Here is a 26,963-nt window from a genome sequence, read left to right as displayed (position 1 = left end):
CAAGTGGACCACACAACACACACCACACAACGCGGTGCATGCCATGCACATAATCATTCAGATGCGCCTGACACGTATTGTGTCAGACACTGCACAGTGGACGCGAACACCAAACCTAATCAGTGATCAAACAAATATTTTTTCGCTGCATCACCACACACAAAAGTGCGGGTATGTGTTTGTCGGCATATTAGTACCAGTCACCTCCACACCTTACGATGCTTCCAGATCTGGCCTATCAACCCCATAGTCTCTAGGGAACCTCAAAAGAAACCTCATCTCAAAACAGGCTTCCCGCTTAGATGCTTTCAGCGGTTATCCCTCCCGTACGTAGCCAACCAGCTATGCCCTTGGTAGGACAACTGGCACACCAGAGGTACGTCCGTCCCGGTCCTCTCGTACTAGGGACAGCCTTCTTCAAGTTTCAACGCGCGCGGCGGATAGAGACCGAACTGTCTCACGACGTTCTGAACCCAGCTCGCGTGCCGCTTTAATGGGCGAACAGCCCAACCCTTGGGACCTACTCCAGCCCCAGGATGCGACGAGCCGACATCGAGGTGCCAAACCATCCCGTCGATATGGACTCTTGGGGAAGATCAGCCTGTTATCCCCGGGGTACCTTTTATCCGTTGAGCGACACCACATCCACAAGTAGGTGCCGGATCACTAGTCCCGACTTTCGTCCCTGCTCGACCTGTCAGTCTCGCAGTCAAGCTCCCTTGTGCACTTACACTCACCACCTGATTGCCAACCAGGCTGAGGGAACCTTTGGGCGCCTCCGTTACATTTTAGGAGGCAACCGCCCCAGTTAAACTACCCACCAGGCACTGTCCCCAACCCAGATCATGGGCCAAGGTTCAGGTATCCAATACAGTCAGAGTGGTATTTCAACAACGACTCCACCACCACTAGCGTGGCCGCTTCACAGTCTCCCACCTATCCTACACAAACCGCATCGAACACCAATACCAAGCTATAGTGAAGGTCCCGGGGTCTTTTCGTCCTGCCGCGCGAAACGAGCATCTTTACTCGTACTGCAATTTCACCGGGCCTGTGGTTGAGACAGCAGGGAAGTCGTTACGCCATTCGTGCAGGTCGGAACTTACCCGACAAGGAATTTCGCTACCTTAGGATGGTTATAGTTACCACCGCCGTTTACTGGGGCTTAAATTCTCCGCTTCGAACACAAAGTCCTAACAGGTCCTCTTAACCTTCCAGCACCGGGCAGGCGTCAGTCCGTATACATCAACTTCAACGTCTTCGCACGGACCTGTGTTTTTGATAAACAGTCGCTTCCCTCTATTCTCTGCGACCACCACACGCTCAACAAAGAAAATCTGATCACATGCGATGGTCCCCCTTCTCCCGAAGTTACGGGGGCATTTTGCCGAGTTCCTTAACCACAGTTCACCCGACCGCCTTAGTATTCTCTACCTGACTACCTGTGTCGGTTTAGGGTACGGGCCGTCCACGCACTCGCTAGAGGCTTTTCTCGACAGCATAGGATCACCAACATCACCCCAAAGGGCTACGCATCACGCCTCACACAAAAAAGCACCGGATTTACCAAGCACTCGTGCCACACGCTTACACCACACACCATTAGGTGGCTCGGCTACCTTCCTGCGTCACCCCATCACTGAACTACTACAGATCAGGCCCTACGCACGCACCAACCACACACCCGAAGGCACATGATCAGATTATGGGTAGTTAGTATCACTGCCTCACTCTTGAACGCACATGAACGGGTACGGGAATATCAACCCGTTAACCATCGACTACGCCTGTCGGCCTCGCCTTAGGACCCGACTCACCCTGGGAAGACGAACTTGACCCAGGAACCCTTAGTCATTCGGCGGATAAGATTCTCACTTACCACTCGTTACTCATGCCTGCATTCTCACTCGCACACAGTCCACACCCCCTCACGGTAATGCTTCACCCCATGCACGACGCTCCCCTACCCAATACAAAATATTGCCGCGGCTTCGGCGGTGTACTTGAGCCCCACTACATTGTCGGCGCAGAACCACTCGACCAGTGAGCTATTACGCACTCTTTCAAGGATGGCTGCTTCTAAGCCAACCTCCTGGCTGTCTTCGCGATCCCACATCCTTTTCCACTTAGTACACCCTTAGGGGCCTTAACCGGCGATCTGGGCTGTTTCCCTCTCGACTACGAAGCTTATCCCCCGCAGTCTCACTGCCATGCAACACTTCACCGGCATTCGGAGTTTGGCTGACATTGCTAAGATAATAGTCCCGCTCAACCAACCAGTAGCTCTACCTCCGGCAAGCTAACACAACGCTGCACCTAAATGCATTTCGGGGAGAACCAGCTATCACGGAGTTTGATTGGCCTTTCACCCCTACCCACAACTCATCCCCTCAGTTTTCAACCTAAGTGGGTTCGCGCCTCCACAAAGTCTTACCTCTGCTTCACACTGGCCATGGGTAGATCACCCCGCTTCGGGTCCAGGACATGCCACTCAAACACACAAATTTAGTATTCGCTTTCGCTACGACTACCCCACACGGGTTAACCTCGCGACATGCCGCTGACTCGCAGGCTCATTCTTCAAAAGGCACGCCATCGCACATAAGAAGTGCTCTGACGGATTGTAAACACACGGTTTCAGGAACTATTTCACTCCCCTCCCGGGGTACTTTTCACCATTCCCTCACGGTACTATCCGCTATCGGTCACACTAAGTATTCAGGCTTACCGGGTGGTCCCGGCAGATTCACAGCAGATTCCACGAGCCCGCTGCTACTCGGGACAACAACAACACACACAACCACGCCTTCATGTACAGGACTCTCACCTTGTTCCGTAGGCCATCCCAGACCACTTCCACTAACGCTTCGCGCACGCTCCAGGTCAACAGCCCTGAACAGTTGCATCCCACAACACCACACACGCAACCCCTGTCAGGTATCACACGCATACGGTTTAGCCATCATCCACGTTCGCTCGCCGCTACTAGCAGAATCATTACATTATTTTCTCTTCCTACGGGTACTGAGATGTTTCACTTCCCCGCGTCACCCCCACACCGACTATGAATTCACCGGCAGGTAACACCACATAACTGGTGCTGGGTTTCCCCATTCGGACATCCTCGGATCAACGCTTAGTTGGCAACTCCCCGAGGCATAACGCAGCCTCACACGTCCTTCATCGGCTTAGCATGCCAAGGCATCCACCATGTGCCCATAAAAAACACACACAACCACCAACAAACAGTCAATGGATGAACACAACAAACAAAAAAACACAAAAAAGAATAAAGATGCTCGCGTCCACTATACAGTTCTCACACAACACAACCACCACACGGAAGCAACCACACAACACGATCACCCCACGACATGACAGTCACACACAAGGACAATGCTGCCCCAGACACCCAACAGCGCACCAACATACCCCACACCACGACACAACACCGCAGCATGCACATTCATGGAAAGACATCTAACCCAGCATGCACCCGAACACACAACAACGCGTATCGGTATGCCTCCACCCGGATTTTTCAAAAAAACACAGCAGCAACACATCCGGTCACTCAACTGCCTTCACCAACAACTGTTGATGGAAAAAACAAACTCCTTAGAAAGGAGGTGATCCAGCCGCACCTTCCGGTACGGCTACCTTGTTACGACTTCGTCCCAATCGCCGATCCCACCTTCGACAGCTCCCTCACAAGGATAGGCCACTGGCTTCGGGTGTTACCAACTTTCATGACGTGACGGGCGGTGTGTACAAGGCCCGGGAACGTATTCACCGCAGCAATGCTGATCTGCGATTACTAGCGACTCCGACTTCATGGGGTCGAGTTGCAGACCCCAATCCGAACTGAGGCCGGCTTTGTGCGATTAGCTCCACCTCACAGTGTCGCAACGCGCTGTACCGACCATTGTAGCATGTGTGAAGCCCTGGACATAAGGGGCATGATGATTTGACGTCATCCCCACCTTCCTCCGAGTTAACCCCGGCAGTCTCTCATGAGTCCCCACCATCACGTGCTGGCAACATAAGACAAGGGTTGCGCTCGTTGCGGGACTTAACCCAACATCTCACGACACGAGCTGACGACAACCATGCACCACCTGTATACAAGCCACAAGGGAAACCATATCTCTATGGCGATCTCATATATGTCAAGCCCAGGTAAGGTTCTTCGCGTTGCATCGAATTAATCCACATGCTCCGCCGCTTGTGCGGGCCCCCGTCAATTCCTTTGAGTTTTAGCCTTGCGGCCGTACTCCCCAGGCGGGGCGCTTAATGCGTTAGCTACGGCACAAGAAACGTGGAAGTCCCTCACACCTAGCGCCCACCGTTTACAGCATGGACTACCAGGGTATCTAATCCTGTTCGCTACCCATGCTTTCGCTCCTCAGCGTCAGTCACTGCCCAGAGACCTGCCTTCGCCATCGGTGTTCCTCCTGATATCTGCGCATTTCACCGCTACACCAGGAATTCCAGTCTCCCCTACAGCACTCAAGTTATGCCCGTATCGCCTGCACTCCCGGAGTTAAGCCCCGGACTTCCACAGACGACGCGACAAACCACCTACGAGCTCTTTACGCCCAGTAATTCCGGACAACGCTCGCACCCTACGTATTACCGCGGCTGCTGGCACGTAGTTAGCCGGTGCTTCTTATCTAGGTACCGTCACTTACGCTTCGTCCCTAGCGAAAGGAGTTTACAACCCGAAGGCCGTCATCCCCCACGCGGCGTCGCTGCATCAGGCTTCCGCCCATTGTGCAATATTCCCCACTGCTGCCTCCCGTAGGAGTCTGGGCCGTATCTCAGTCCCAATGTGGCCGTACACCCTCTCAGGCCGGCTACCCGTCGACGCCTTGGTAGGCCATTACCCCACCAACAAGCTGATAGGCCGCAAGCTCATCCCGTACCGCAAAAGCTTTCCACTTACGTGAATATCCGGTATTAGACCCAGTTTCCCAAGCTTATCCCGAAGTACAGGGCAGATAACCCACGTGTTACTCACCCGTTCGCCACTCGAGTACCCTGCAAGCAGGGCCTTTCCGTTCGACTTGCATGTGTTAAGCACGCCGCCAGCGTTCATCCTGAGCCAGGATCAAACTCTCCACAAAAACATTTCAGAAGAAACATCAAGCAAAAAGCCCGAAAACCCAACCAAAACAACACTGACAAACAACAAAAAATATCATTCGCCAATTGTCCAAAAAATTACAAAACAACACTGACCCCCATCCCTTGACGAGGAACAAAACAAAGGGCCAGCAAACAATCATCAACAAACTAAAAAGTCCATCAACAAAAACAAAAATAAAATGTCTTCATTCACAAACCAGTCCGCAACAATCATGCATCTTGTACCGCTATCAAAAAACAACACGCACCCCACGAAAAAGCACGCATCACCGGCACACACCCACCACACAACCCCACAACAGGATCACGCAGCCGGCACACACAAAAGCCACACACCAATCCACAAACAAAAGTACATTGGCACACTATCGAGTTCTCACACAACATTCGCACGCGATGCTCGGATCTAAATTCATTAAATCTTTACTTCGCGGCGGGAATTCTCACTCTAGCTGACATCGTTATTTTTTGTCAACTTCCTGTTTACTTCCCTGTCATCCTGAGTTCCTTTCGGCTCTCGGCGACTTGGATTAATTTACACACGTGCAAGATAACTTCAAAATCGCCAGGTCACCATACGAAAAAGCCGCCCCTTAAAGGAGCGGCGAAGTCGTCGACAAGCAAAACTAAGATTGGGCGATCCGAACACCCGCAAAGTTCTTCTTACCTCGGCGAAGAACGAGCCAGGTGCCGTGAAGCAGATCGGTGGCAGCAGGCTCCCACTCCTCGGAATCGACACGCTCGTTGTTCACGTACGCGCCACCTTCCTTGATGGCTCGGCGTGCGGCACCGCGTGAATCAACAAGGCCGGTGCCCACTAGGAGATCAACAATAGTGCGAGGTTCCCCTGCCGCTACCTCGAACACGGCAGTTTCTGAAACTGCCGACGCCAATGTTTTCTCATCGAGTTCAGTAAGTTCGGCGCGACCGAAAAGGGCCTGCGATGCAAGTTCCACAGCCTTCGTTGCTTCCGGCCCATGGACCAAGTCAGTCATTTCCTGGGCCAATCGCTTTTGCGCTTCGCGCTTGAATGGACGCTCGGCAACTTCCACCTCGAGCTCCTCAAGCTCTTCCTTGGTTAAGAAGGTGAACCAACGAAGGTAGCGGATCACGTCGGCATCGGATGCGTTGATGAAGTATTGGTACCACGTATATGGGCTGGTCATCTCGGGGTCGAGCCACAAGGAGCCGCCGCCGGTCGACTTACCAAATTTCTTACCCTCGGAATCTGTAACCAAAGGGACGGTCAGCGCGTGTGTTTGTTCACCGTCCATCCGACGATTCAGATCAACGCCCGCGACTAGGTTGCCCCACTGGTCGCCACCTCCCACCTGCAAAATGCAGTCAAAGTTACGACGCAGCTGCACAAAGTCATTGGCCTGAAGCAGCATGTATGAGAACTCGGTGTATGAAATGCCGTCATTTTCCAGGCGGCGCTTTACGGTGTCGCGCGCCAGCATCGTGGAGAGCGGAAAGTGCTTGCCGATGTCGCGAAGGAACGAAATGACCGTAAGATCCTTGGTCCAGTCGTTGTTGTTCACCAACTGAGCTGCGTTGTCACCCTCAAAGGAGACAAAGCGCGAAAGCTGGCCCGAAATGCGCTCTGCCCAATCTTCGACAGTGTCCTCGGAATTCATGGATCGCTCACCAACGTCACGGGGATCGCCGATCATGCCTGTCGCGCCACCCGCCAGCACCAACGGACGGTGACCCGCCATCTGAAAACGACGAAGCATGAGCAGCGGAACCAAGTGGCCCGCGTGCAGAGACGGACCGGTGGGATCAAAACCGCAGTACAAAGTGATGGGGTTTTGAGTAGCCTCGCGGAGGTCATCAAGATCGGTGGACTGGTTGATCAGGCCACGCCAAGAGAGCTCGTCAATGATGTTCGTCGATGACATCGAATTTTCGTTCCTTTAGACAGATGAATTGATAAATTGATAAATCGGCCTATGAGGCCTTGTACGGCTGCGCCTCGTCGATAAGCAATACCGGGATGCCGTCGTCGATACGATAGGCCACGTTCAACCGATCGTTGACCAAGAGCTGTTCATCTTCCAGATAGGTCAAGGGGCCCTTGTCCTTGGGACAAGCAAGGACCTCAAGCAGTTTTGGATCAAGACTCATGGTTGCTCATCGTACCCTCTCAGCGGGGTGGAACCGTCGCTTAGCCCCGGCAGGTTGCCAAACTGTTCGCGAAGAGTACGCGCGTGTGAATCTAGAGCCCGCACGTTGTGATCCAGGATCGCTTGTTTGATGCTCCCCACGGCACCAGTTAACGTGTCCAGCGAGTCAATCACGCTCGTCATCGCTGCGGGCAAATTCATGTCGGGAGCATCCATATAAGTCTCGATGACCTGCGGATAGTAAATCTGCACGATATTCCACATTGTCGTTTGGTGATCTGGATCCGCTTCCAACGCATGCCATTCGTTCAAGACAAACCGAACCGTTTGATCCAGCTCCAATGCCTCATCAACAACTCGCTGGGGCACACCCGCCGACTCCATGGTGTGGTACATCGACCGCAGTGTGCGCTCCAACGTCACGGGAGTATCCTCCGGTGGCGGTGGGGGCAATGGTTTCGGCTTCTTCGGAGGAGTCAAAGCCACGCCTGCTCCCCACGCGGCGACGGCGGCAACCGGCCACAGTGCGCCCAATCCCAGCGAAAGATGCAAGATAATGACTAGGACTGCGGCGACAACGCCGACGATGTTCTTTCGCGACGTGAAGAACTTTGCATCTACGCCTGTGTTACTGGAATCCACGGATCTCCTTAAAAGCCTCGTCAAGATCGCCGTTAAGGGCGTCAAACACTTCTCCACCGGTCAAATCTGCAAGTCCTTGCATTTCCTGGACACTGGCTTCACCATACAAAATCACGAACACCGGAATGTCCTTCTTCTCCTGTGGCAACGCGTTGTACTCAGCAAGGAATCCATCATAATTCGGGCCCGCAGTAACAATTCCGTCTGAGAGAAGCACTATCGATGGAATACCGCCGGAAGTGTCCGAAGCATTAAGTGCATCCAGCAACGTCTGGTAGACCGCTGTAGTGCCGTCCGCGTTGAGACCGTCGATGTAGCTTTGGAGGCTTCCCTTAACTTCATTGCTTTCGCGGCTGAATTCTTGAGTCAAAGGTGGGTTCGGAGTAGTGCCAAACGACCATAGAGTTACTTTTTCACGATCACGCAGCGCAACATCGCCCGTTGTGGTCGATGCAGTTCCATCGACCAACGAGGTCATGATCGCTTTTAGTGAATCCAGGCGCTCCCCTTCCATCGACCCGGAGGTATCTAGGACGAAGGTTGTAGAACCCGGATTGCGGTAGTCGTTGTTGTACTGGTTAACAAGCTTTTCGACGACTGCGTAGTCCGCAGGAAACGCGAGCTCAATCACGGATTGATTAGCCAGTTCTGCCGGGAGTGCTTCCGTCCCAGAAAGTGGCCGTCGGTACGACTGCGCGATTTCCTCATCGTGTTCCATTAACCAGTCCGCCAACGCGCTAACTTTCTCGGGGGCGCTCGAAGTTGCGGGCTCTGCCAATGTTGATAGCGGGTAGTCCGCCGAAATCACTCCGTCTTGCGGAACGATGACTTTGATGGGCTGCCCTTCGTCGCGGAGTTGGTACAGCGTCGATTCATAATTAACGATCGCATCAACTTTCTCGGGTGACTCAATGAAAGAGTCTGCCAACCAACCCGAGGAGCCAGACACCATCGCTTGTGCTTGATAAAGCTGTTGCATTGGCTCCTCAATTGTGTCGATGTCCTGCGAGGTCAATGCACTGCCGGTGTCAGCCAACGCGGTAGCCACCGAAAGCAGAGCCGAAAAGCCCGAGTTCGAAGTAGTCGGGTGCGTCATGCCGAAAGTAAAGTCTCCGCGGTTTGCGGCGTCTGAGAACTCTCGCCATGTTGGTTGTTTGCTGTCCCATCCGAGCCGTTTGGCGGAATCTTCCCATACGCCGAACGCCACAGGACTTGTGGCGATCTTCGTTTCATCGGCGAGTTTCCCAGACGCACCAATGAGGTCGACGTAACGGTTCGTTGCAAACCATGTAGCGTCAACTTGTCCGTCGAAGTCGCCAGCCTTCAAAGACTGCGAGTTAACAAGCGTGCCGGCAGGAAATTCGAGTTTGATTGGAAAGCCCAGGTCATCGGAAGCCTGTTGCACGAGTGGTTCGAGGTCTTTGAGTTCCGTCGCAGCAACAATGGTCAGTGGCTGGTCATCAAATTCCGAGCCACCGAAAGGATTGGAAACTACATCGCTTTCACAGCCCACCAGCGCGATGGCAGAAAGCAAAGCGATCAGGCTTACCCACAGCTTTTTCATTATTCTTCCTCGTCAGTTGTAGGAGGGTCGGTGTAGGCCTTACCTACTTCGGTAATCAGTCGCTCGAGCTTGTCGTAAGGTGGTGGGTCAACGGTGGCGAAGTACTCTTCTGGTGGATGCAGCCCGTTGTCAGCCATTACTGGGCCAAAGGCGCCAGAGTTACTTGGGCGGAATCCATGCTGGGCTGCGAGTTCTTGCAGCTTTTCGTCGTTAGCCAAGGTCTCAGCGAATCCCTTGCCGTTGTCTGAAATCCCGACCACACTGTGTGTCGCAAGAACCGTTGGATCTGGGTATAGCAGAACCATAGAATCCTTGATACGAGAATTGGGCTTCATCTGCTCGCCGAGAAATTGGGCCTCGTAGACCAACACCATCGGCGCTGCCCCCATGCCTTGGCTTAAGTAATCAGCAAACGGACCTGCTGATGTCGACGCGGTATAGCCTTGGCCCGCAAAGTACGGTGTGATGCGTTGGACCAGATGATCGAGGTCATTTGCTCGGTCCGGATCTTTGTCCGCGAACTCCCAGGCAAGGATGGACAAGTACATCGCTGCCGAGTTCGACGTCCTAATGTCTGTCGTGGACACTTGGACGGTACGTGGCGAAGGGAACTCACTGCCTAGGTCTCGCCAGCGTGTGTTCGCGTCCGCCAAGTCGATGAACGCACCCATGTCGATCACGTTCATCCCGTTCTGCTCCGACACGACACCCTCTCTAGTCAGGATATCCACGATGGGCTGGAACGTAGCCACTGTCATCGGCGAATAGAACGGCTGCGTCACAGAGTAATTTGAGTTTTGGCGCGCAACCTTCTCCGCCGCAGGTGCAGAGGAAGGAAACGCAAAATCTAGCTCAGTAACATCGATCTGCTCGGCAATCTTTCGGGAGCCTGCAGTTGTGAAATTTACCTCGTACCCCAACTGCTTAAGGCGTTTTACCACGTTAGGGTCTTCGAAGTACTCGCGTTTTTCTGAACCAATGACACCAGTTACGGTAGTCGTCGACAAGCCTGCGAATGGGTTAAGTGATCGAAGGTTGGCGTTGGGCATCACGAATCGGCCGACAAGAACAGCTGCTACCGCAACGACAATAAGAAAAACACCAAGTGCGAGGGATCGCGATCTTGCCTTGCCCTTGGTGTCATTGTGACCATTCATGGTCTTAGTTTATGAGACAACTCTCGCTTCTGCAGTGCAACTAACTGCGAACTGGAGCAGACGCCCAAGTTCGGAAGTCGGAGTTCTTTTCCGCTACGCGCTCCCGTTGTTCCTCAACACGCGGACGTGCCGTGCCACCTCGGGTATCGCGGGAGGCCACAGCCCCATCGATGGTGAGAACTTCACGCACCTCCGGAGTCAATCGAGTATCTACGCTTGTGAGTTCCTCGTCGGTAAGCTCGACCAGATCCACCCCGCGCGATTCGGCAATCCTCACACATGCGCCGGACGCTTCATGAGCTTCTCGGAACGGAACACCTTGACGAACCATCCATTCCGCCAGGTCGGTGGCAAGCGTGAATCCCTGGGGCGCGAGCTCTCGCATGCGGCCCTCATGAAAAACCAAGGTTGAGGTCAGACCTGTCAGTGCTGGAAGAAGTAGCTTCAACTGGTTAATTGAGTCAATCACCGGCTCTTTATCCTCTTGGAGGTCACGGTTGTATGCCAACGGCTGTGCCTTCAAAGTGGCCAGCAAACCGGACAGATTACCGATCAGACGACCCGACTTACCGCGGGTGAGCTCAGCTACATCAGGGTTCTTCTTCTGCGGCATGATCGACGAGCCTGTGGACCATTCATCATGCAGCGTGATGTAGCCAAACTCCGGAGTAGACCATGCGATGATCTCCTCGGCAAAACGGGATAGGTCGACCCCGATCTGAGCCAGCACGAAAGCAGCTTCGGAAGCGAAGTCACGTGAGGCAGTACCGTCAAGAGAATTGTCAGTGGCAGAGTCGAAACCGAGTTCTTCTGCAATCGCCTCAGGATCGAGATGCAGCGACGAACCTGCCAATGCACCAGAGCCATAAGGAGACACTGCCAGGCGCTTATCCAAATCCTTGATGCGCTCAAGATCGCGTAGCAAAGGTTGGGCATGCGCCAACAGGGAGTGCGCAAGCAGAATCGGTTGCGCGGCCTGGAAGTGCGTCTTGCCCGGCATAATCGCATCCGGGTGCGCCTTTGCTTGAGCGACGAGCGCGTCAACCAAATCGGTCACGTCCAGAGCCACATCGCGTAGCGCGTCTCGCAGCCACATGCGGAACATTGCAGCGACCTGGTCGTTGCGGGACCGGCCCGCACGCAGACGGCCACCAACTTCAGCGCCGACACGGTCGATCAGGCCACGCTCCATTGCGCCGTGCACGTCCTCGTCGGAAGGCACCGGGGTGAAGGTGCCGTCAGCAACGTCTTTGCCTAATTGATCCAGGCCGGCGAGCATTGTGGCCAAGTCGTCGTCGTTAAGCAGCCCAGCGCGGTTGAGCACCTTGGCGTGCGCCTTGGAAGCCAGCACGTCGTAAGGGGCCAACACCCAGTCGAAATGGGTGGACACTGACAGGGCAAACATGGCCTCGGAGGGGCCGCCGGAGAAACGACCGCCCCACAGTGCTCCTTCGTTGGTACCGTGCTGCTGCATTAGTTCGCTCCAGCCTCGCGGTCACGCTTGTTAGCGATCTTCGAGGACAAGCCATGCAACTCGACGAAGCCCTTCGCAGCCGTCTGGTCGAAAGTGTCGCCGGTGTCATAGGTAGCAAGGTTGAAGTCGTACAGGGAGTGGCTTGAGCGACGACCGTTAACAGTTGCTGTACCAGCGTGAAGGACCATGCGAATGTCGCCAGTGGCATGCTCCTGGGTGGACTCAATGAACGCGTCTAGGGAACGCTTGAGCGGGGAGAACCACAGGCCGTCGTAAACCTCCTCAGACCAGCGGGCGTCGATCAGGCGCTTGTAGCGTGCCAATTCGCGCTCGATGGTGACATCCTCGAGTGCCTCGTGAGCGGTAATCAAAGCGACCGCACCTGGTGCTTCGTAGATCTCGCGGGACTTGATGCCGACTAGGCGGTCCTCGACCATGTCAAGACGCCCGATGCCCTGGGCACCAGCGCGGCGGTTCATTTCTTCGATCGCTTCGAGCATGGTGACAGGCTTGCCGTCGATGGCTACTGGCTTGCCGGCCTCGAAAGAGATGATGACTTCGTCAGGAGCGTTACCCAAGGCCGGATCCTCGGTGTACGCGTAGAGGTCCTTGGTTGGCGCGTTCCACAGGTCCTCAAGGAAGCCTGTCTCCACAGCGCGACCCCACACGTTTTGATCGATGGAGAAAGGCGAAGATGCAGACTGCTCGATTGGCAAGTCCTTGCCCTCTGCATATGCGATTGCCTTGTCGCGGGTCCAGGCGAAGTCGCGTGCTGGTGCGATGATCTGCAGGTTCGGGTCGTTGTCCATAAAGCCGACTTCGAAACGCACCTGGTCGTTGCCCTTACCGGTGCAGCCGTGGGAAACGTGGGTACCGCCGTGCTCTTTTGCCGCCTCGACGAGGTGCTTCACGATCAGAGGACGAGAAATCGCCGATACCAGTGGGTACTGCTTCATGTACTTACCGTTTGCCTTGATGGTCGGCAGGCAGTATTCTTCCGCGAATTCATCTTTTGCGTCCACGACGATGGACTCCACAGCGCCGCAATCAAGGGCACGCTGGCGGACGGACTCCATGTCTTCGCCGCCCTGGCCGAGGTCCAGGGAAACTGCGATGACCTCGCCGCCGGTCATTTCGGCCAGGTATGGAATTGCCACAGAAGTGTCCAGGCCGCCCGAGTAGGCAAGAACAACACGGTTAGTCATTTGTTTCTCCTTGAAAGGTTCTAATGTTCGGTTTTACACAGTACTCTCGCAGCTAGTCAGGCTGAGATGCAGGGTCTGTGATCGAACGAATCAGTTGATAATTTTATTTAGGTTCTTGTTCTGGCGTAGCAGCGAGATTTCTGGCTAGCTCTTTTCCGGTTACCGGTTCCCGGGCTAGGACGAAAATCGTGTCGTCACCCGCGATGGTACCTACGACCGCTTCCAAGCCGACGCGATCGATATAGCTCGCGAGGTACTGAGCTGCACCCGGTGGAGTTCGCAGCACCGCGATATTGGCAGAGTAGTCGACCGACACCACGAGCTCTTCGAGCATGCGCCTAAGCTTGTCCCGCGGTCCTGTGAGTACTTCCGCAAGGCTTTGCTCGACAGTGCTGACGGTGTAATAGGCCCGACCGCCGGCACTTGGACGAATCTTTTTGGCACCAATCTCGTCGAGATCCCTGGAAAGTGTTGCCTGGGTAATGTCGATGCCTTCGTCGAGAAGCAGCTCAGAAAGTTGTACTTGCGACGACACCCGCGTTGTTTCCAAAATGTTCATGATGCGAGATTGCCGTGCGGTTCGCGAAACCGTAGTCGAGTTCATCCTATTGGTTCTCCAGGAGCCAGACGAGCAGAGCCTTTTGTGCGTGCATGCGGTTTTCCGCTTCGTCGAATACTCGAGACTGCGGGCCATCGATTACTTCGGCAGTGACTTCATTGCCGCGGTACGCCGGTAGACAATGCAAGAAGATGGAGTTCTCCCCCGCCATTTCCATCACTTCCTGAGTGACTTGGTACGGCAGGAACGGCGTGCGACGATCTTTGCCATCGTTTTCCATCCCCATCGAGACCCAAGTGTCGGTGATGACGACATCCGCGCCACTGACCTCTGCCAGATCCGAAGTCACTTTCACAGTCGCTCCAGTTTCGGTTGCTCGTGTGTTAGCACGATCAACGAACTCCTGTTTAGGCAAGAATCCTTCGGGTCCAATGATCGAAATATCCATTCCAGCGGTGGCAAAGCCGATCATGTAGGAGTTGGCCATGTTGTTGTCGCCATCGCCGAGGTACACAGCTTTCTTCCCCTTCAAGCCAGCTGGTCCCTCTTCGGGGCAGAGGTTTTCGATAACCGTCTGCAGGTCGGCCAAAATTTGGCACGGGTGGAGGTCATCAGACAACGCGTTGACGATGGGCACCGTCGCTGTCTCCGCCATCTCTTCGAGGTTTGAGTGTGCATAGGTACGCCACACGATCGCTTCAGTGAAGCGGGACAGGACGGCGCCGGTGTCCTGGTAGGTTTCGCCCTTGCCCATTTGAGAGTTTCCAGTTTCGGTCACGATGGCATGCCCACCTAATTGAGCAATGCCGGCGTCGAACGAGAAACGTGTACGTGTAGAGGTTTTGTCGAACAACACCGCAACAGACAGCGGGCCTTCCAAAGGTCGGCGCGATAGAGGAGCCTTTTTCAGTTCAGCTGCGAGGCTTAGCACCTCGGCTTGTTCTTGAGGGGTGAGGTCGTCGTCAGAGAGAAAGTTCCGTGGCATCTGAATTCCTTTACTTCAGTGCAGACAACGTGTCTGCGAGACGGTTGGCAGCTTCTTCAATTTGCTCATCGGTAATTACCAAAGGTGGGGTGAGGCGAATGATCGTCTCGGACGGCGCATTGAGGATCAGCCCTTGCTTGTATCCCTGAGCAACGGCTTCCTTCGCCACAGGCTTATCCAAAATGACACCCAACATGAGGCCTCTACCGCGCACATCCGCTACCCCATCGACGGCACGAAGCTTGTCGACGAACAGCTCACCTTTTCTCTTCACATCGGCGACGAAAGCGTCGTCGATAACTTTTAGTACTGCGGTCGCCGCAGCGCACGCTACAGGGTTTCCACCAAACGTGGTGCCGTGCGAACCCGGTCCGAAAAGCTCAGCTGACTTCCCTCGTGCCAAACATGCACCGATGGGCAATCCGCCGCCGAGGCCTTTCGCCATGGTGATGATGTCAGGAACAACGCCCTCGTACTGGTGTGCAAAGAAGTCACCGGTACGGCCGATACCAGTCTGAACTTCGTCGACGATCATCAATATCCCGTGCTTGTCGCACAACTCTCGGACCTGTGTTAGGAATCCTTCTGGTGCCGGGATGACGCCAGTTTCGCCCTGAATCGGCTCGAGGAAGATTCCAGCGACATCGTCTGGGTTTGTTTGCACCTGCTTGGTGATGAAATCGATGTCCCCATACGGATAAAACTCCACGCCTGGAACCATGGGTTCAAATGGCTTGCGCTTATCAGGCTGTCCTGTCAGGGACAAGGAACCCATAGTGCGGCCGTGGAAACCGTGTTCAGCTGCTAGTACGCGTTTGCGTCCTGACAGCCGAGCAAGTTTAAATGCTGCCTCATTTGCCTCTCCGCCGGAGTTGCAGAAAAACACACGCGCGGATTCGTCGCCAAAGCGCTTCCTCAGCTCGGATGCGACCTGGACAACGGGCTTGGACGCGAACAAATTGGAAACATGTCCGAGTTCGGCGATCTGCGCTGTAACAGCATCCACGATAGCGGGATGCCCATGTCCCAATGCATTGACGGCGATGCCTGCAAGCAGGTCGATGTATTCCTTTCCTTCATCATCAGTGACCAGCGCCCCCGAGCCGGAAACCAATTCGACCGGCGGAGTGCCGTAGGTATTCATGAGGACCTCGCCCCACATTTTTTGTGCGTGCCCCATTACTGCACGTCCTTTCTAAACACTGTTCCATCTGGGTAGTCGCCACGGTCGTAGTCGTCGGGAAGCACCATAGTGCCAATGCCGCCCATGGTAAGCAGCTCTAGGATTACCGAGTGGGCGATGCGTCCATCAATCACGTGCGCGGCTTTGACTCCCCCGCGCACCGCACGGACGCATGATTCCATTTTCGGGATCATGCCTGAATCCAAGCGAGGCAAAATGTTCTCAAGCTGGTCGACCTCGATTTTGCTAACCAGAGAATCTTTGTTCGGCCAATCGGTATACAAGCCTTCAACGTTGGTCAGGATCAAGAGACGTTCTGCGCCGAGTGCCTCTGCTAGTGCGCCCGCAGCCGAATCGGCGTTGATGTTGTACACGTTGCCATCGGTACCAGGGGCGATGCCGGAAACAACTGGGATTCTGCCCGACTCGATGATGTCCATAACTGCCTCTGGGTGGACATCGACGATGTCACCGACTAAGCCAATGTCAGTTTTCACTCCACCGACATCAACAAACCGTTTTTCCGCTGTGAACAGCCCGGCGTCTTCGCCCGAGGTACCAATCGCGTACGGTCCGTGTGAGTTGATCAGGCCGACTAGGTCTCGACCAACCTGGCCGAACAGCACCATGCGCACAACTTCCATAACTTCTGGAGTGGTCACGCGAAAACCGCCCTTGAACTCGCCTTCGAGGCCTAGGCGCGTGAGCATCGAAGAGATTTGCGGACCTCCACCATGCACGACCACAGGCTTTGCTCCGACCGTACGAAGGAATACCATGTCGGCGGCGAATGCTTTCTTCAGCTCTTCGTCGACCATTGCGTTGCCGCCGTACTTCACCACAACGATCTTGTCGCGGAAGTGCATCAGCCACGGCAAAGCCTCAGCGAGTACGTTTGCCCGTACTTCGCTGGTGATGCCTTTGAGAATGTTTTCCATCAGTTGCTCCCGTGATTAGCTGCTGTACGCAGAGTTGATTTCGACGTAATCGTGAGACAAGTCGGTGGTGCGCACGGTCGCGGTGCCTTCACCACCGGTGCCCAAGTCGACGCGCACATCGATGTCAGTCCCTGACAAGTCGACCTCGCGAGCTCCTGGCGCACCTGTTGTCTTTAAGCACACAGGCTGATCATTGAAGTACACCGAGATGTTGTCGGGATCCATATCGGCATCCGCCATTCCCACAGCCGCGAGGACTCTACCCCAGTTGGGGTCGGAACCAAACATCGCGCATTTAAACAAGTTGTCGCGACCCAAGGTGCGCGCTGCATTCAGTGCCTGAGTGTCCGATCCCGTTCCTTCAACAGTGATCTTGACGCGCTTGGTCACACCCTCTGCATCGGCCTGAAGCTGATCGGCAATATCCGAGCAAACCTGGAAAACAGCATCATTGAGTTCCTCTTGAGTGGGCTCTACTCCGCTGGCTCCGGACGCCATTAAGATCACCGTGTCGTTGGTAGACGTCGATCCGTCAATATCCAAGGTGTCAAAAGTAACGGCTGTTGCCGCTCGAAGTGCGTCATTGAGAGCCTCGGACGTCGCGGAAGCATCGGTGGTGATGCATACCAGCATCGTCGCTAGCGAAGGTGCCATCATCCCTACGCCTTTACCCATCGCGCCGACGGACCAGCCTTTCTTACTTACCGACGCTTCCTTTCGCACCGTATCGGTCGTCATAATCGCAGCTGCTGCCTGCGCACCGTTGTCGCCCAGTCCCTCGCCCAACGCCGCAATGCCCGCGGTGACGTTCTCCATGGGAAGCATTTCGCCAATAAGTCCAGTTGAGCAAACCGCCACATCGCGAACCTCTACGTTAACTGTTTGCGCCACCAAGGTCTGCATGGCTGCTGCATCCTTGTCCCCCTGCGTACCGTTACACGCGTTTGCATTTCCCGAGTTGTACACAACAGCCTTGAGCTGTCCGTTCGCGATTGCATCACGAGACACTTTGACCGGAGATGCAACAACACGATTGCGGGTAAACACTGCGGCGGCGTTGAATTCTGGCCCGTTGTTTACTACCAATGCCATGTCAGGGTTGCCCGATGGCTTGATTCCAGCGGTTGTTGCAGCCGCCTCGAAGCCAGCTGGGAATGTAATTCCGGTGGTGCTCATAGTAAAATCCTTCGGTGAAAAGTGGTGCTTGCGGATGACTGTTTGTGTGGCTACGGTGCCACCGCAGCTCGCGGGAGCCCGGCAGTCTCTTCGAAACCGAGAGCTATGTTCATGCACTGAACTGCGGCTCCACCTGTGCCTTTAGTGAGATTGTCGATGGCGCTAGTCATCAATACTTTGCCGGCCTGTGCATCTACTTCGACCTGCACCTGGCACATGTTGGAGCCAACAACATTCTGAGTTTGTGGCTGTGCCCCTTCTGGCAATACATAGACAAATGGCTCGTCTGCGTAGAAAGTCTCATAGACCTTTCGCGCCACGTCGGCTGTCACGCCCTGGACTAGAGGTGCGGTGACTGTGGTGAGAATTCCTCGTGGCAAGGGTGCCAGCACCGGTGTAAAGCTGACATTGACGTCTTTGTCTGTGACTTCGCGCAAGCTCTGAGCAATCTCAGGGGTATGGCGGTGCTTACCCGCTGTGTTGTACGCCTTGAGTGAGCCCATTGTCTCCGAGCCAAGAAGTGGCACGGCGGCCTTCTTACCTGCACCCGACACGCCGGTGATGGAGACGATCGCCACATCAGCCTCAATGATGCCTGCTTCTACAGCAGGAATCAGGGCCAAGGTTGCGCCAGTGGGAAAACAACCAGGCACCGCTACACGTCGCGCGCCTTGCAGTTCCTCTCGGTGGCCGGGCATTTCTGGAATTCCATACGGCCAAGAACCAGCGTGCTTGCTGCCGTAGTACTTTTCCCAGTCAGCCGCATCCTTTAAACGGAAATCGGCTGCACAATCGATCACCAAGGTGTCGTCGTCAAGCGCAGCGCCGATCTCGGCAGAGAAACCATGTGGCAAGCCGAGAAAAACAACATCGTGGCCGGAGAGAACTTCGGTGCTTGTTTCCTCAATGACGCGGTCAGCTAATTGCGGTAGATGAGGCATGATATCGGCTACGCGTTGGCCTGCATTGGAGTTGCCGGTCAAGCTTCCGATTTGGAGTTCTCCGGATAGATATTGGGGGTGGCCCAAAAGCAAACGCAAGATCTCCCCGCCTGCGTATCCCGTTGCACCGGCTACAGCTACCTTAATAGTCATGCAAGCCACTGTATCATTTATGCAACCGGATGCAAAGTATGCAGTACCGGGGAGATCTTAAACTAGAACGCGTTAGAACGACGAGAGCCCAACGGCAGAAGAAAGCTGGTTTACTCCCGGATGCACGACAACCTGACCGTTACCGACGTACGCAGCGTAACGAACACCATCAAAAACATGGATACCGTTATTGAAGTCGGCCACGAAAATCAAACCATGATCGTGACGAATGCTTCCTGGAGCCATCACGTCAACTGGGCCGCCCCAACCCTGATTGGAGTAAGTGTGGTACGAGTAGCCATTCATGATCCCGACGGCGTCTGTTCCAGCTAGGCCGTCAGAGTTCGGGATTGGTTTCATTTCACCTTTAAGGTCGGTGCAGTATGCCCAGCGGATATCAGATACTGCTACGGAGCAACCAACTGTTTCGCCTGGCAAAACGTAGGTCTTGTAGCTTTTCAGGTCTTGAGCGGCAGCAGGAGCGGCGAGCCCAGCTGCTGCAATAGAGGCGGTGACGAGGGCAACGAGAGTAGTGCGGAGGCGTGACATGGCGGGAACCTTTCGATCGGAGTAGGTGAAAAGGTGTTCACTTACTTAATCGAATTGTCTGGTTATTTGTTAGCGCCTGTCGGCCTCCGTAACCTACTTGTTATGCACGCATTTCTGCACCAAAGCGCTGCTTGGCTACATCTGCGGCAGCGAGTCGTGCTTCCGACGCCTCATCGTCGGTAAGGGTGCGATCTCCTGCACGGAACAGCAGCTTGAAGGCGAGAGATTTCTTGTTCTCTCCAAGGTTTTCACTGCGGAATACATCGAAGAGTTCTACGGTTTCAAGCAACTCCCCTGCGCCCTCCTCTACAGCCTGGCGAACATGTTCCGCCGGTACGTCTTCGTCTACGACCAACGCGATATCTTGGTGGAGCGCTGGGAACGACGAAAGTACTGGAGCTGGGAAGCGCTCCTCAAGCGGCATCGCCGAGAGATCAACCTCCATCGCACAGGTACGCTCTGGCAGCTCCAACGCCTCGAGCACCTGCGGGTGCAGCTCGCCAGCGTAACCGACGACTTCGCCGTTGACTTTAAGCGCGGCGCAGCGGCCGGGGTGCCATGGCAGCATGACTGCAGATTCAAGTTCAAGTTCGACCCCTGCGGCACGAGCGACAACCTGAGCGGAATCGATTGCGTCTGCCCAGCCATACGCACGGCCTTCACCCCAAGGCCCGTCGAATACCTTGTTGCCTACGCCAACCGTGACTGCATGCAGTGGCTGGTGCGGAAGCGAGTCGATCAGCTCGGCCACCGTTTCGTCGGCTGGGCGTGATTCAACGGAAGGCATCGGCGATACATCGGCACGCTTGAAGCACACCTGCTGGACGCCGTACAAAGTAACATCATGGCGACCACGGGCTACATTGCGACCTACAGCTTCGAGCATCGAAGGGAGCAAAGTGGTACCCAAGATCGAGTAGTCGCTATCCAGAGGGTTAAGTACCTTGACCGCATTGCGGCGTGGGTCGTCTCTTTCCAAGCCCCACTTGTCAAAAGTGTCGTTCGCGATAAACGGAGTGGGAAGAATCTCGACGTACCCGGAATACGCCAACGCGTGCGTCACCGCGCGACGACGACGCTGCTCAGGAGAAAGCCCACGTCCGCCCCGAGGGGTAGGCAGCTCAAGCGGGATGTTATCCAAGCCTTCTAGACGCATGATCTCCTCGATCAGGTCCTCAGGCATGGAGAAGTCAGTACGCCAGGTCGGCGCAGTAACCGATAGGAGCTCACCCAGATCATCCACTGTCGCACCGACCTCGGTAAGTCGCTTGACGATGGTCTCACGGGAATAGTCCACACCAATTAATTCTGCTGGGTGAGAAACACGCAGTTCGATCGGGTCATGTGCAGGCACATCACCGATGAGCGTGCGAGCTGCTGATACCGTTCCGCCAGCGATATCGACTAGCAATGCACATGCCATATCCAGAGCCACCTCGACGATGGCAGGGTCTACGCCGCGTTCGAATCGTCGTGAAGCCTCGGAAGAGAGCTTGTGGCGACGAGACGTACGAGCAACCGTCAGAGGGTCCCACGTGGCGGCCTCGAAATAGACATCGGTCGTTTCGTCAGAAATTTCAGAAGTCGTGCCGCCCATGACACCAGCCATCGACTGGATGCCATTGTCGTCGCAGATCAGCACGTCACTGTCGACGAGTTCTCGGGTGACATGATCGAGTGTTTCGAACTTTTCCCCTGCCTGTGCATTGCGGATGTGAAGGTTACCGACAATCTTGTTGGCATCAAAGGCGTGCATCGGTTGGCCAAGCAGTAGCATGACGTAGTTTGTCACGTCTGTAGCCGCGTTCACAGGTCGTTGACCCGAAAGCATAAGTTCGCGCTGCAGCCAGAACGGCGACTCAACGTGAGGATCGATGCCCTCTACCTTGCGCAGTCCGAAACGAATCGTCTTCGTATCGTCATCGATTGCAATGTCGATCAGTTTGTCGGTTGGCGCCGGAACACCGGAGACATCGAATCCCGCCACTGCCGGATCCTCCGCTGGATCCGCAAAAGGAAGGTTAAATGCAGAGGTAATCTCGCGGGCCAGTCCACGCGCCGAAAGCGCATAACCCCGGTCTGGGGTGATGTTGACGTCAAAGACTGTGTCGTCGAGCTGGAGCGCTGCGCGGGCGTCCTCGCCTGGCTTGCCGTAGTCGTCGGAAAGCGTGATGATGCCGGCGTTCTGCTTGTCAGTCAAGCCCAACTCTGCCGCCGAGCAGATCATGCCAGCAGAGATGTGATCGTAGGTCTCTCGGGCAGAAATCTTGAATCCACCAGGTAGTTCCGCCCCTGGCAGAGCAACAACGACGAGGTCGCCTTCCTTGAAGTTGCGCGCACCACAGATAATTCCCTGCGGCTCACCGGTTCCGTTTGCCTGGCCGACGTCGACCTGGCAGTAGCGGATTGGCTTCTTAAAGTCAGTGAGTTCCTCAATGTGCAAGACGCGGCCAAAGACCAAGTCACCCGTGGTCTCTTCGATCTTTTCGTACCCCTCGGTTTCAAAACCTACGCGGACAAAACCAGCGTCAAGTTCTTCCGAAGTCACCGACCAGTCTGCGGTGCCGCCAGAACGTACAAGGCCAGTAATCCAATTCTGGGAAATAAGCATGTCTAAGTCCTCCCCTTATGCCTGAACGCCGAATGGAACGGTGAAACGAATGTCGCCCTCGACCATGTCACGCATGTCGCTCAGGCCGTTGCGGAATTGCAAGGTGCGCTCAAGCCCCATGCCGAATGCAAAGCCCGAATAGACGGTTGGGTCGATTCCGACAGCTCGCAGCACATTTGGGTTGACCATGCCACAGCCGCCCCACTCGATCCAGCCTGCGCCGCCCTTTTTATTGTCAAACCACACGTCGACTTCCGCTGAAGGCTCGGTGAATGGGAAATAGTTAGTACGCATGCGGGTTTTGGTCTCAGGGCCGAACAGTACCTTTGCAAGGTGATCCAAAGTGCCACGCAGGTGGGCCATCGTCAAGCCCTTGTCTACGGCTAGCCCCTCGACCTGGTGGAACACCGGGGTATGGGTGGCATCGAGCTCGTCGGTGCGGAATACACGTCCTGGGCACGCAATGTATACAGGAGGCTCGTTGTCAAGCATCGTGCGCACCTGCACCGGCGAGGTGTGGGTGCGCATGACCTGCTTGGAGTGCTCGGAACCGATGTAGAAAGTGTCCTGCAGTGTTCGTGCCGGGTGGTCGGGGATAAAGTTCAGCGCGTCAAAGTTGAAGTATTCCGCTTCAACCTCAGGGCCTTCCTGGATTTCCCAGCCCATGCCGATAAAAATATCTGCGATATTCTCGCTCAGGGTGGTGATGGGATGCATTGCACCTTGCTGAGTGCGAGCGGTAGGCATGGTCACATCGACCTTTTCAGCCTTGAGCTGCTGCTCACGGTGCTCAGCCTCGCGAACGGAGTGAACCTGAGCAAAGTGCTTTTCGACGCGGCCGCGGGCCATATTCACAAAGCGGCCGGCATCCTTACGGTCGCTTTTCGGCAGCGAACCGAGCGCGCGGCGTGCCTGCGGAATAAACGCTTGTTCACCCAAGTGATCTCGTTTAGCTGCTTCAAGTGCTGCCAGGTCCGGTGCAGCATCGAATGCGGCAATTGCTCGGTCTGCAGCCTCGTTGAGAGATGCTTCAGTCAGTTGGATGTCGGGAGTGTCAGACACGCTTGAAGTCACCCTCGCCTTTCCTCGTAATTCGGTTCTAGATTTGCGACTTAACCAGCATACCCGGAATATAAGGACACCACGCGCGAGGGCGGTGTTTAGAACAAGACCCTAGCTTTCCGCGGGCCCTTGATCTGTTTCGTCCTCGGGTTCGTAATGTGCCTTCGAGGACTCCCACAGGCACATCGCAGCAGCCGTCGCCATATTCAGGGACTCAGCAGAACCGTGGATCGGGATCGACACCCGGTAGTCGGCGTTGGAAGCAATGTCATCGTCTAGCCCGTGAGCTTCGTTGCCAAATAACCACGCCGTAGGCTGCGCCAAGATTCCCTCCGCTTGGTCGAGGCCTACTTCACCATCCATCGTGGTGGCAACGATTTTCAGACCTGCAGCCTTCAGCTGACCAATGACGCCTTTGACATCCCTGTCCCTGGCAACTGGTGTGTGGAAGATCGAACCTGCTGATGCTCGTACAGCCTTGCCCGATTGGGGGTCTACCGTGTCGCCGGCGAAAATCACTCCATCGGCACCAACCGCATCAGCGATGCGAATAAGGGTACCGGCGTTACCTGGATCGTTGGTTTCTACGCCCACTGCAACGAAGTTGGTCCGCCCCTTTAGCACTTGGCCTACGGTCCACGTCACCGGCTTGCACACAGCGAAGATGCCTGTTGTCGAAACGGTATCCGACAACGCCGCGGCTGCCTTGTCGTTGATCGCGTGGGTGTACACATCCATATAACCAGCGGTGGTCACCACGTCGGCGAAACGATCCGCCGCTTCCTCCGTGACGAAGATGTCGGTTGCCGCGCCCGTCGCAACTGCTGCCTCGACAGCGTTTTCGCCCTCCACCAAGAACTGGTTTGCTTTACGACGAGCCGCCGCGCGATGTAGCTTTGCCGCGTTAACCACTCGTGGAGTGCGCTCTGTGAAAGGTTCGGAGAAATCAAGTGCCATGAATTTCAGTCTAATGGCAAGTCATCAGACTATAGAACCGCAAGCAAAAACCACCCGCGCCGGTGATCCGGGGCGGGTGGTCGTCGTTAAGCAATCGGAGCTTAAGCAGCCTTTGGAGCGTTAACGTCCTCAGGGAGAGCAGCCTTTGCAGCCTGGCAAATTGCGGAGAATGCTGCGAAGTCGTTCACTGCAAGGTCTGCGAGGATCTTGCGGTCGACGTCGATCTCAGCCAGCTTGAGGCCGTGGATGAGACGGTTGTAGGTGATGTCGTTCATACGAGCTGCAGCGTTGATGCGCTGGATCCACAGCTTGCGGAACTCTGCCTTACGCTTACGACGGTCGCGGTAAGCGTAGGTCATCGAGTGCAACCACTGTTCCTTCGCCTTACGGTACAGGCGGGAGCGCTGGCCGCGGTAGCCCTTTGCGGACTTCAGAATCGCGCGACGCTTCTTCTTGGCGTTAACTGAGCGCTTGACACGTGCCACAGTTGTACTTCCTAACTTCTAGTAAAGACTTTGGATGAAATGGAGTGGGTCGCGAAACTATGCGCGGCCGAGGAGCTTCTTCATGCGTGGCACGTCAGCCTTTGCAACTGGTGCGTCGCCCTTGAGCTGACGCACGCGCTTGGAGGTCTTGTGCTCGTTCAGGTGCTTCTTGCCAGCCTGGTTACGGCGCAGCTTGCCCGAGCCGGTCAACTTGATGCGCTTAGCGGTGCCCTTGTGGGTCTTCTGCTTCATTGTTTAAACCCTTCAGAGTTTGAAAAAGTGGTCTACTTCTTGCCCTTTTTGCCTGCTGGGCCAAGGACCATGGTCATGTTTCGGCCGTCTTGCTTAGGGCGGGACTCGATGATTGCAATGTCTGCAACCTCCTCAGCCAGACGCTCCAGAAGGCGGAAACCGAGCTCCGGACGTGATTGCTCACGGCCACGGAACATGATTGTGACCTTGACCTTGTTGCCCTTCTCCAGGAAGCGAACAACGTTGTTCTTCTTCGTCTGGTAGTCGTGCTCATCGATCTTGGGACGGAACTTCTGTTCCTTCACCACGGTCTGCTGCTGATTCTTACGAGATTCGCGGGCTTTTTGAGCCTGTTCATACTTGAACTTGCCGTAATCCATGATCTTGGCTACTGGCGGCTTAGCGTTTGGCGCCACCTCAACTAGATCTAGATCTGCTTCGTATGCAAGCTTGCGTGCGTCGTCGGTACGGACGACGCCTACCTGCTCGCCGGATGGGCCGACAAGACGAACTTCAGGGACACGGATTTTTTCGTTGATCCGAGCTTCAGCGCTGATGAGAACTCCTCGAGTTAAAAGACAATTAGGTTCGCTACCAGTTCTCGCGAGTAGTGTTAACGCAAATCCCGCGAGCGCTTGAGAAGCGTCGCGGGAGTTCTTCCACACACAGACACACCACTGGTGGTGATCTACCGTGTGTTTTGGACCCGTAACCAACCATCTGGCGGTATGGGGTGGGATTAACTCCACTTGCGACCCTGGCACCTAGAAAAGATGCGTGGGCGGTAGTGACCGCTACTTTAGCAGATACCAATCACGAGACCAAAATTGCCGGTCAGTCGCGTACTGCGCGGTCCTCTAGAACCACAGTGGCTCCCCCACCATTGCAGGTATAGGAGTTAGCGCCTTCCCATGCGCACGTTACGGTTGCCTGTTCACCGCTGCTTTGCTTATCGACGACTACTTCGTGCTGACCGTCGATGCCGGAGTTACCCGCCATCGCAATCGCAACGTCCTTTGCAAATCCACATTCGTCTTGTCCACTGGTAAAAATTCGCCAGTTAACGTTGGCAGCACATTGGACAGCGTTTTCTGGCGCTCGGAAAGTGTATTCCTCGGATACAGAAGTGGAAGTCGTTCCCACACTACTCGGAGTAGGTTCGCTCGTTACCGAAGTCGACTGAGACTCCGTCGACTCAAAGGTAATCGTAGTATGTGCAGCGGCGCGAGTGGGGGTTGCGAACTTTGTCGGCAAGGCGGTCGTCGTAAAGCTAGCCGACGATGAGGTCGCATTCGGGAGTGAGCTAGCCGGCTCTGGCGCAATCACTCGTGTCGTGGTCATAGGGGCGGCATTATTGTCGTTCTCCTGCTCTGCGAACCAGCTATACCCCCAGATCCCTAGGGCCAAGGCACCTACTACGCCCACAGCACCGAGAAAGATCGGCCAGAATCCGGTACTCCTCCGTGCGCTTGCTGCCGTCGTTTCGTGCTGCACGAATTCGGGGGCTGACGCATGGCCACCTTTCCCATTCACCCGCTCGAACTGCGAAGTTGTGTAGTTGTCGGGAGTGAGTTCATCGTCCTCCCAAGAGTTCTTGGAGTTCCGGGAACCTTCGGGGGCCGCTTTGTATTCCACGAGTGCGCTACTCCCCTTTCAAATTAGCTTTCATTTGTCGATTTCCGATTCAACGATAGCGACGAGAGTGAACAGAAGGGGAATCATTCGCCGCGTTATAGGCAACAATTTGGGCAAAGATGGAAATCAAGCCCGCAAAGCTCTTGAGACTAGCCGCTTCC

General features: G+C 55.2%; 21 protein-coding genes and 2 rRNA genes. All 23 read right to left on the bottom strand.

Annotation, left to right across the window (positions count from 1 at the left end; genetic code table 11):
* Positions 1–169: 169 nt before the first annotated feature.
* The 23 genes from QP027_RS05165 to QP027_RS05055 all read right to left on the bottom strand — a co-directional run bounded on the left by QP027_RS05165 (position 170) and on the right by QP027_RS05055 (position 26,802).
* Positions 170–3,233: ribosomal RNA gene (locus QP027_RS05165) — 23S ribosomal RNA — on the bottom strand.
* Between the two features lie 389 nt (positions 3,234–3,622).
* Positions 3,623–5,126 (bottom strand): 16S ribosomal RNA (locus QP027_RS05160).
* The 16S and 23S rRNA genes sit together here, the layout of an rRNA operon.
* A 648-nt stretch (positions 5,127–5,774) precedes the next feature.
* On the bottom strand, positions 5,775–7,049 hold the full coding sequence (tyrS, locus tag QP027_RS05155) for a tyrosine--tRNA ligase (protein WP_284826540.1): 1,275 nt from the start codon (positions 7,047–7,049) through the stop codon (positions 5,775–5,777).
* Between the two features lie 49 nt (positions 7,050–7,098).
* Positions 7,099–7,275 carry a Trm112 family protein gene (locus QP027_RS05150; protein WP_284826538.1) on the bottom strand — a complete coding sequence of 59 codons (177 nt, stop codon included), beginning with the start codon at positions 7,273–7,275 and terminating at the stop codon, positions 7,099–7,101.
* Complete coding sequence (locus QP027_RS05145) at positions 7,272–7,916, bottom strand: hypothetical protein (RefSeq protein ID WP_284826537.1); 645 nt, start codon at positions 7,914–7,916, stop codon at positions 7,272–7,274. The genes QP027_RS05150 and QP027_RS05145 overlap by 4 nt, the downstream gene beginning before the upstream one ends.
* Positions 7,903–9,480, bottom strand: coding sequence for a vWA domain-containing protein (locus tag QP027_RS05140; protein WP_284826535.1), 1,578 nt, complete (start codon positions 9,478–9,480; stop codon positions 7,903–7,905). The genes QP027_RS05145 and QP027_RS05140 overlap by 14 nt, the downstream gene beginning before the upstream one ends.
* A complete protein-coding gene (locus QP027_RS05135) occupies positions 9,480–10,637 on the bottom strand; it encodes a hypothetical protein (RefSeq protein ID WP_284826533.1) in 1,158 nt (385 codons plus the stop codon). Before QP027_RS05135 ends, QP027_RS05140 begins: the two co-directional genes overlap by 1 nt.
* 40 nt (positions 10,638–10,677) lie before the next feature.
* The gene (argH, locus tag QP027_RS05130; RefSeq protein WP_284826531.1) at positions 10,678–12,111 is read right to left on the bottom strand and encodes an argininosuccinate lyase; all 1,434 of its coding nucleotides are present in this window, start codon (positions 12,109–12,111) and stop codon (positions 10,678–10,680) included.
* Entirely contained in the window at positions 12,111–13,316 is a 1,206-nt protein-coding gene (locus QP027_RS05125) for an argininosuccinate synthase (protein ID WP_284826529.1), read from the bottom strand. Before QP027_RS05125 ends, argH begins: the two co-directional genes overlap by 1 nt.
* Positions 13,317–13,419: 103 nt before the next feature.
* A complete protein-coding gene (locus tag QP027_RS05120) occupies positions 13,420–13,920 on the bottom strand; it encodes an arginine repressor (RefSeq protein WP_284826527.1) in 501 nt (166 codons plus the stop codon).
* Position 13,921: 1 nt separating this feature from the next.
* Positions 13,922–14,860, bottom strand: coding sequence for an ornithine carbamoyltransferase (argF, locus tag QP027_RS05115; protein WP_284826526.1), 939 nt, complete (start codon positions 14,858–14,860; stop codon positions 13,922–13,924).
* 10 nt (positions 14,861–14,870) lie between these two features.
* Positions 14,871–16,040 carry an acetylornithine transaminase gene (locus QP027_RS05110; RefSeq protein WP_284826524.1) on the bottom strand — a complete coding sequence of 390 codons (1,170 nt, stop codon included), beginning with the start codon at positions 16,038–16,040 and terminating at the stop codon, positions 14,871–14,873.
* Complete coding sequence (gene argB / locus QP027_RS05105; protein ID WP_284826523.1) at positions 16,040–16,981, bottom strand: acetylglutamate kinase; 942 nt, start codon at positions 16,979–16,981, stop codon at positions 16,040–16,042. Before argB ends, QP027_RS05110 begins: the two co-directional genes overlap by 1 nt.
* A gap of 15 nt (positions 16,982–16,996) precedes the next feature.
* Positions 16,997–18,157: a bifunctional glutamate N-acetyltransferase/amino-acid acetyltransferase ArgJ gene (gene argJ / locus QP027_RS05100; RefSeq protein WP_284826521.1), complete on the bottom strand. Its 1,161-nt coding sequence runs from the start codon at positions 18,155–18,157 to the stop codon at positions 16,997–16,999.
* 50 nt (positions 18,158–18,207) lie between these two features.
* Positions 18,208–19,251, bottom strand: coding sequence for an N-acetyl-gamma-glutamyl-phosphate reductase (gene argC, locus QP027_RS05095; protein ID WP_284826519.1), 1,044 nt, complete (start codon positions 19,249–19,251; stop codon positions 18,208–18,210).
* A gap of 72 nt (positions 19,252–19,323) precedes the next feature.
* Positions 19,324–19,800: a hypothetical protein gene (locus QP027_RS05090; protein WP_284826517.1), complete on the bottom strand. Its 477-nt coding sequence runs from the start codon at positions 19,798–19,800 to the stop codon at positions 19,324–19,326.
* 100 nt (positions 19,801–19,900) lie between these two features.
* Complete coding sequence (gene pheT, locus QP027_RS05085; protein ID WP_284826516.1) at positions 19,901–22,411, bottom strand: phenylalanine--tRNA ligase subunit beta; 2,511 nt, start codon at positions 22,409–22,411, stop codon at positions 19,901–19,903.
* Between the two features lie 15 nt (positions 22,412–22,426).
* Positions 22,427–23,473 (bottom strand): phenylalanine--tRNA ligase subunit alpha, encoded by a 1,047-nt coding sequence (gene pheS, locus QP027_RS05080; RefSeq protein WP_284826514.1) that lies wholly within the window; start codon positions 23,471–23,473, stop codon positions 22,427–22,429.
* Positions 23,474–23,584: 111 nt separating this feature from the next.
* Positions 23,585–24,430 carry a TrmH family RNA methyltransferase gene (locus QP027_RS05075; protein ID WP_284826512.1) on the bottom strand — a complete coding sequence of 282 codons (846 nt, stop codon included), beginning with the start codon at positions 24,428–24,430 and terminating at the stop codon, positions 23,585–23,587.
* Positions 24,431–24,531: 101 nt separating this feature from the next.
* Positions 24,532–24,915, bottom strand: coding sequence for a 50S ribosomal protein L20 (gene rplT, locus QP027_RS05070; protein ID WP_284826510.1), 384 nt, complete (start codon positions 24,913–24,915; stop codon positions 24,532–24,534).
* 57 nt (positions 24,916–24,972) lie between these two features.
* Positions 24,973–25,167, bottom strand: coding sequence for a 50S ribosomal protein L35 (gene rpmI, locus QP027_RS05065; RefSeq protein WP_284826508.1), 195 nt, complete (start codon positions 25,165–25,167; stop codon positions 24,973–24,975).
* A 32-nt stretch (positions 25,168–25,199) separates the two neighbouring features.
* Positions 25,200–25,724, bottom strand: a complete 525-nt coding sequence (infC, locus tag QP027_RS05060) for a translation initiation factor IF-3 (protein ID WP_284826932.1) — start codon at positions 25,722–25,724, stop codon at positions 25,200–25,202.
* 277 nt (positions 25,725–26,001) lie between these two features.
* Positions 26,002–26,802: a hypothetical protein gene (locus tag QP027_RS05055; RefSeq protein ID WP_284826507.1), complete on the bottom strand. Its 801-nt coding sequence runs from the start codon at positions 26,800–26,802 to the stop codon at positions 26,002–26,004.
* Between the last annotated feature and the right edge of the window lie 161 nt (positions 26,803–26,963).

The sequence above is a fragment of the Corynebacterium breve genome (genome assembly GCF_030252165.1).
Classification (GTDB): Bacteria; Actinomycetota; Actinomycetes; order Mycobacteriales; family Mycobacteriaceae; genus Corynebacterium; species Corynebacterium breve.
This window is presented reverse-complemented; position numbering and strand designations above follow the sequence as displayed.

What these genes read in the sequence shown, in the direction of transcription:
- QP027_RS05140 (WP_284826535.1), bottom strand. Translation starts at nt 9,480, where the DNA reads ATGAAAAAGCTGTGGGTAAGCCTGATCGCTTTGCTTTCTGCCATCGCG.
- argB (WP_284826523.1), bottom strand. Translation starts at nt 16,981, where the DNA reads ATGGAAAACATTCTCAAAGGCATCACCAGCGAAGTACGGGCAAACGTA.
- QP027_RS05110 (WP_284826524.1), bottom strand. Translation starts at nt 16,040, where the DNA reads ATGGGGCACGCACAAAAAATGTGGGGCGAGGTCCTCATGAATACCTAC.
- QP027_RS05075 (WP_284826512.1), bottom strand. Translation starts at nt 24,430, where the DNA reads ATGGCACTTGATTTCTCCGAACCTTTCACAGAGCGCACTCCACGAGTG.
- rpmI (WP_284826508.1), bottom strand. Translation starts at nt 25,167, where the DNA reads ATGAAGCAGAAGACCCACAAGGGCACCGCTAAGCGCATCAAGTTGACC.
- argF (WP_284826526.1), bottom strand. Translation starts at nt 14,860, where the DNA reads ATGCCACGGAACTTTCTCTCTGACGACGACCTCACCCCTCAAGAACAA.
- pheT (WP_284826516.1), bottom strand. Translation starts at nt 22,411, where the DNA reads ATGCTTATTTCCCAGAATTGGATTACTGGCCTTGTACGTTCTGGCGGC.
- argC (WP_284826519.1), bottom strand. Translation starts at nt 19,251, where the DNA reads ATGACTATTAAGGTAGCTGTAGCCGGTGCAACGGGATACGCAGGCGGG.
- argH (WP_284826531.1), bottom strand. Translation starts at nt 12,111, where the DNA reads ATGCAGCAGCACGGTACCAACGAAGGAGCACTGTGGGGCGGTCGTTTC.
- QP027_RS05150 (WP_284826538.1), bottom strand. Translation starts at nt 7,275, where the DNA reads ATGAGTCTTGATCCAAAACTGCTTGAGGTCCTTGCTTGTCCCAAGGAC.
- QP027_RS05120 (WP_284826527.1), bottom strand. Translation starts at nt 13,920, where the DNA reads ATGAACTCGACTACGGTTTCGCGAACCGCACGGCAATCTCGCATCATG.
- QP027_RS05090 (WP_284826517.1), bottom strand. Translation starts at nt 19,800, where the DNA reads ATGTCACGCCTCCGCACTACTCTCGTTGCCCTCGTCACCGCCTCTATT.
- argJ (WP_284826521.1), bottom strand. Translation starts at nt 18,157, where the DNA reads ATGAGCACCACCGGAATTACATTCCCAGCTGGCTTCGAGGCGGCTGCA.
- QP027_RS05125 (WP_284826529.1), bottom strand. Translation starts at nt 13,316, where the DNA reads ATGACTAACCGTGTTGTTCTTGCCTACTCGGGCGGCCTGGACACTTCT.
- QP027_RS05135 (WP_284826533.1), bottom strand. Translation starts at nt 10,637, where the DNA reads ATGAATGGTCACAATGACACCAAGGGCAAGGCAAGATCGCGATCCCTC.
- tyrS (WP_284826540.1), bottom strand. Translation starts at nt 7,049, where the DNA reads ATGTCATCGACGAACATCATTGACGAGCTCTCTTGGCGTGGCCTGATC.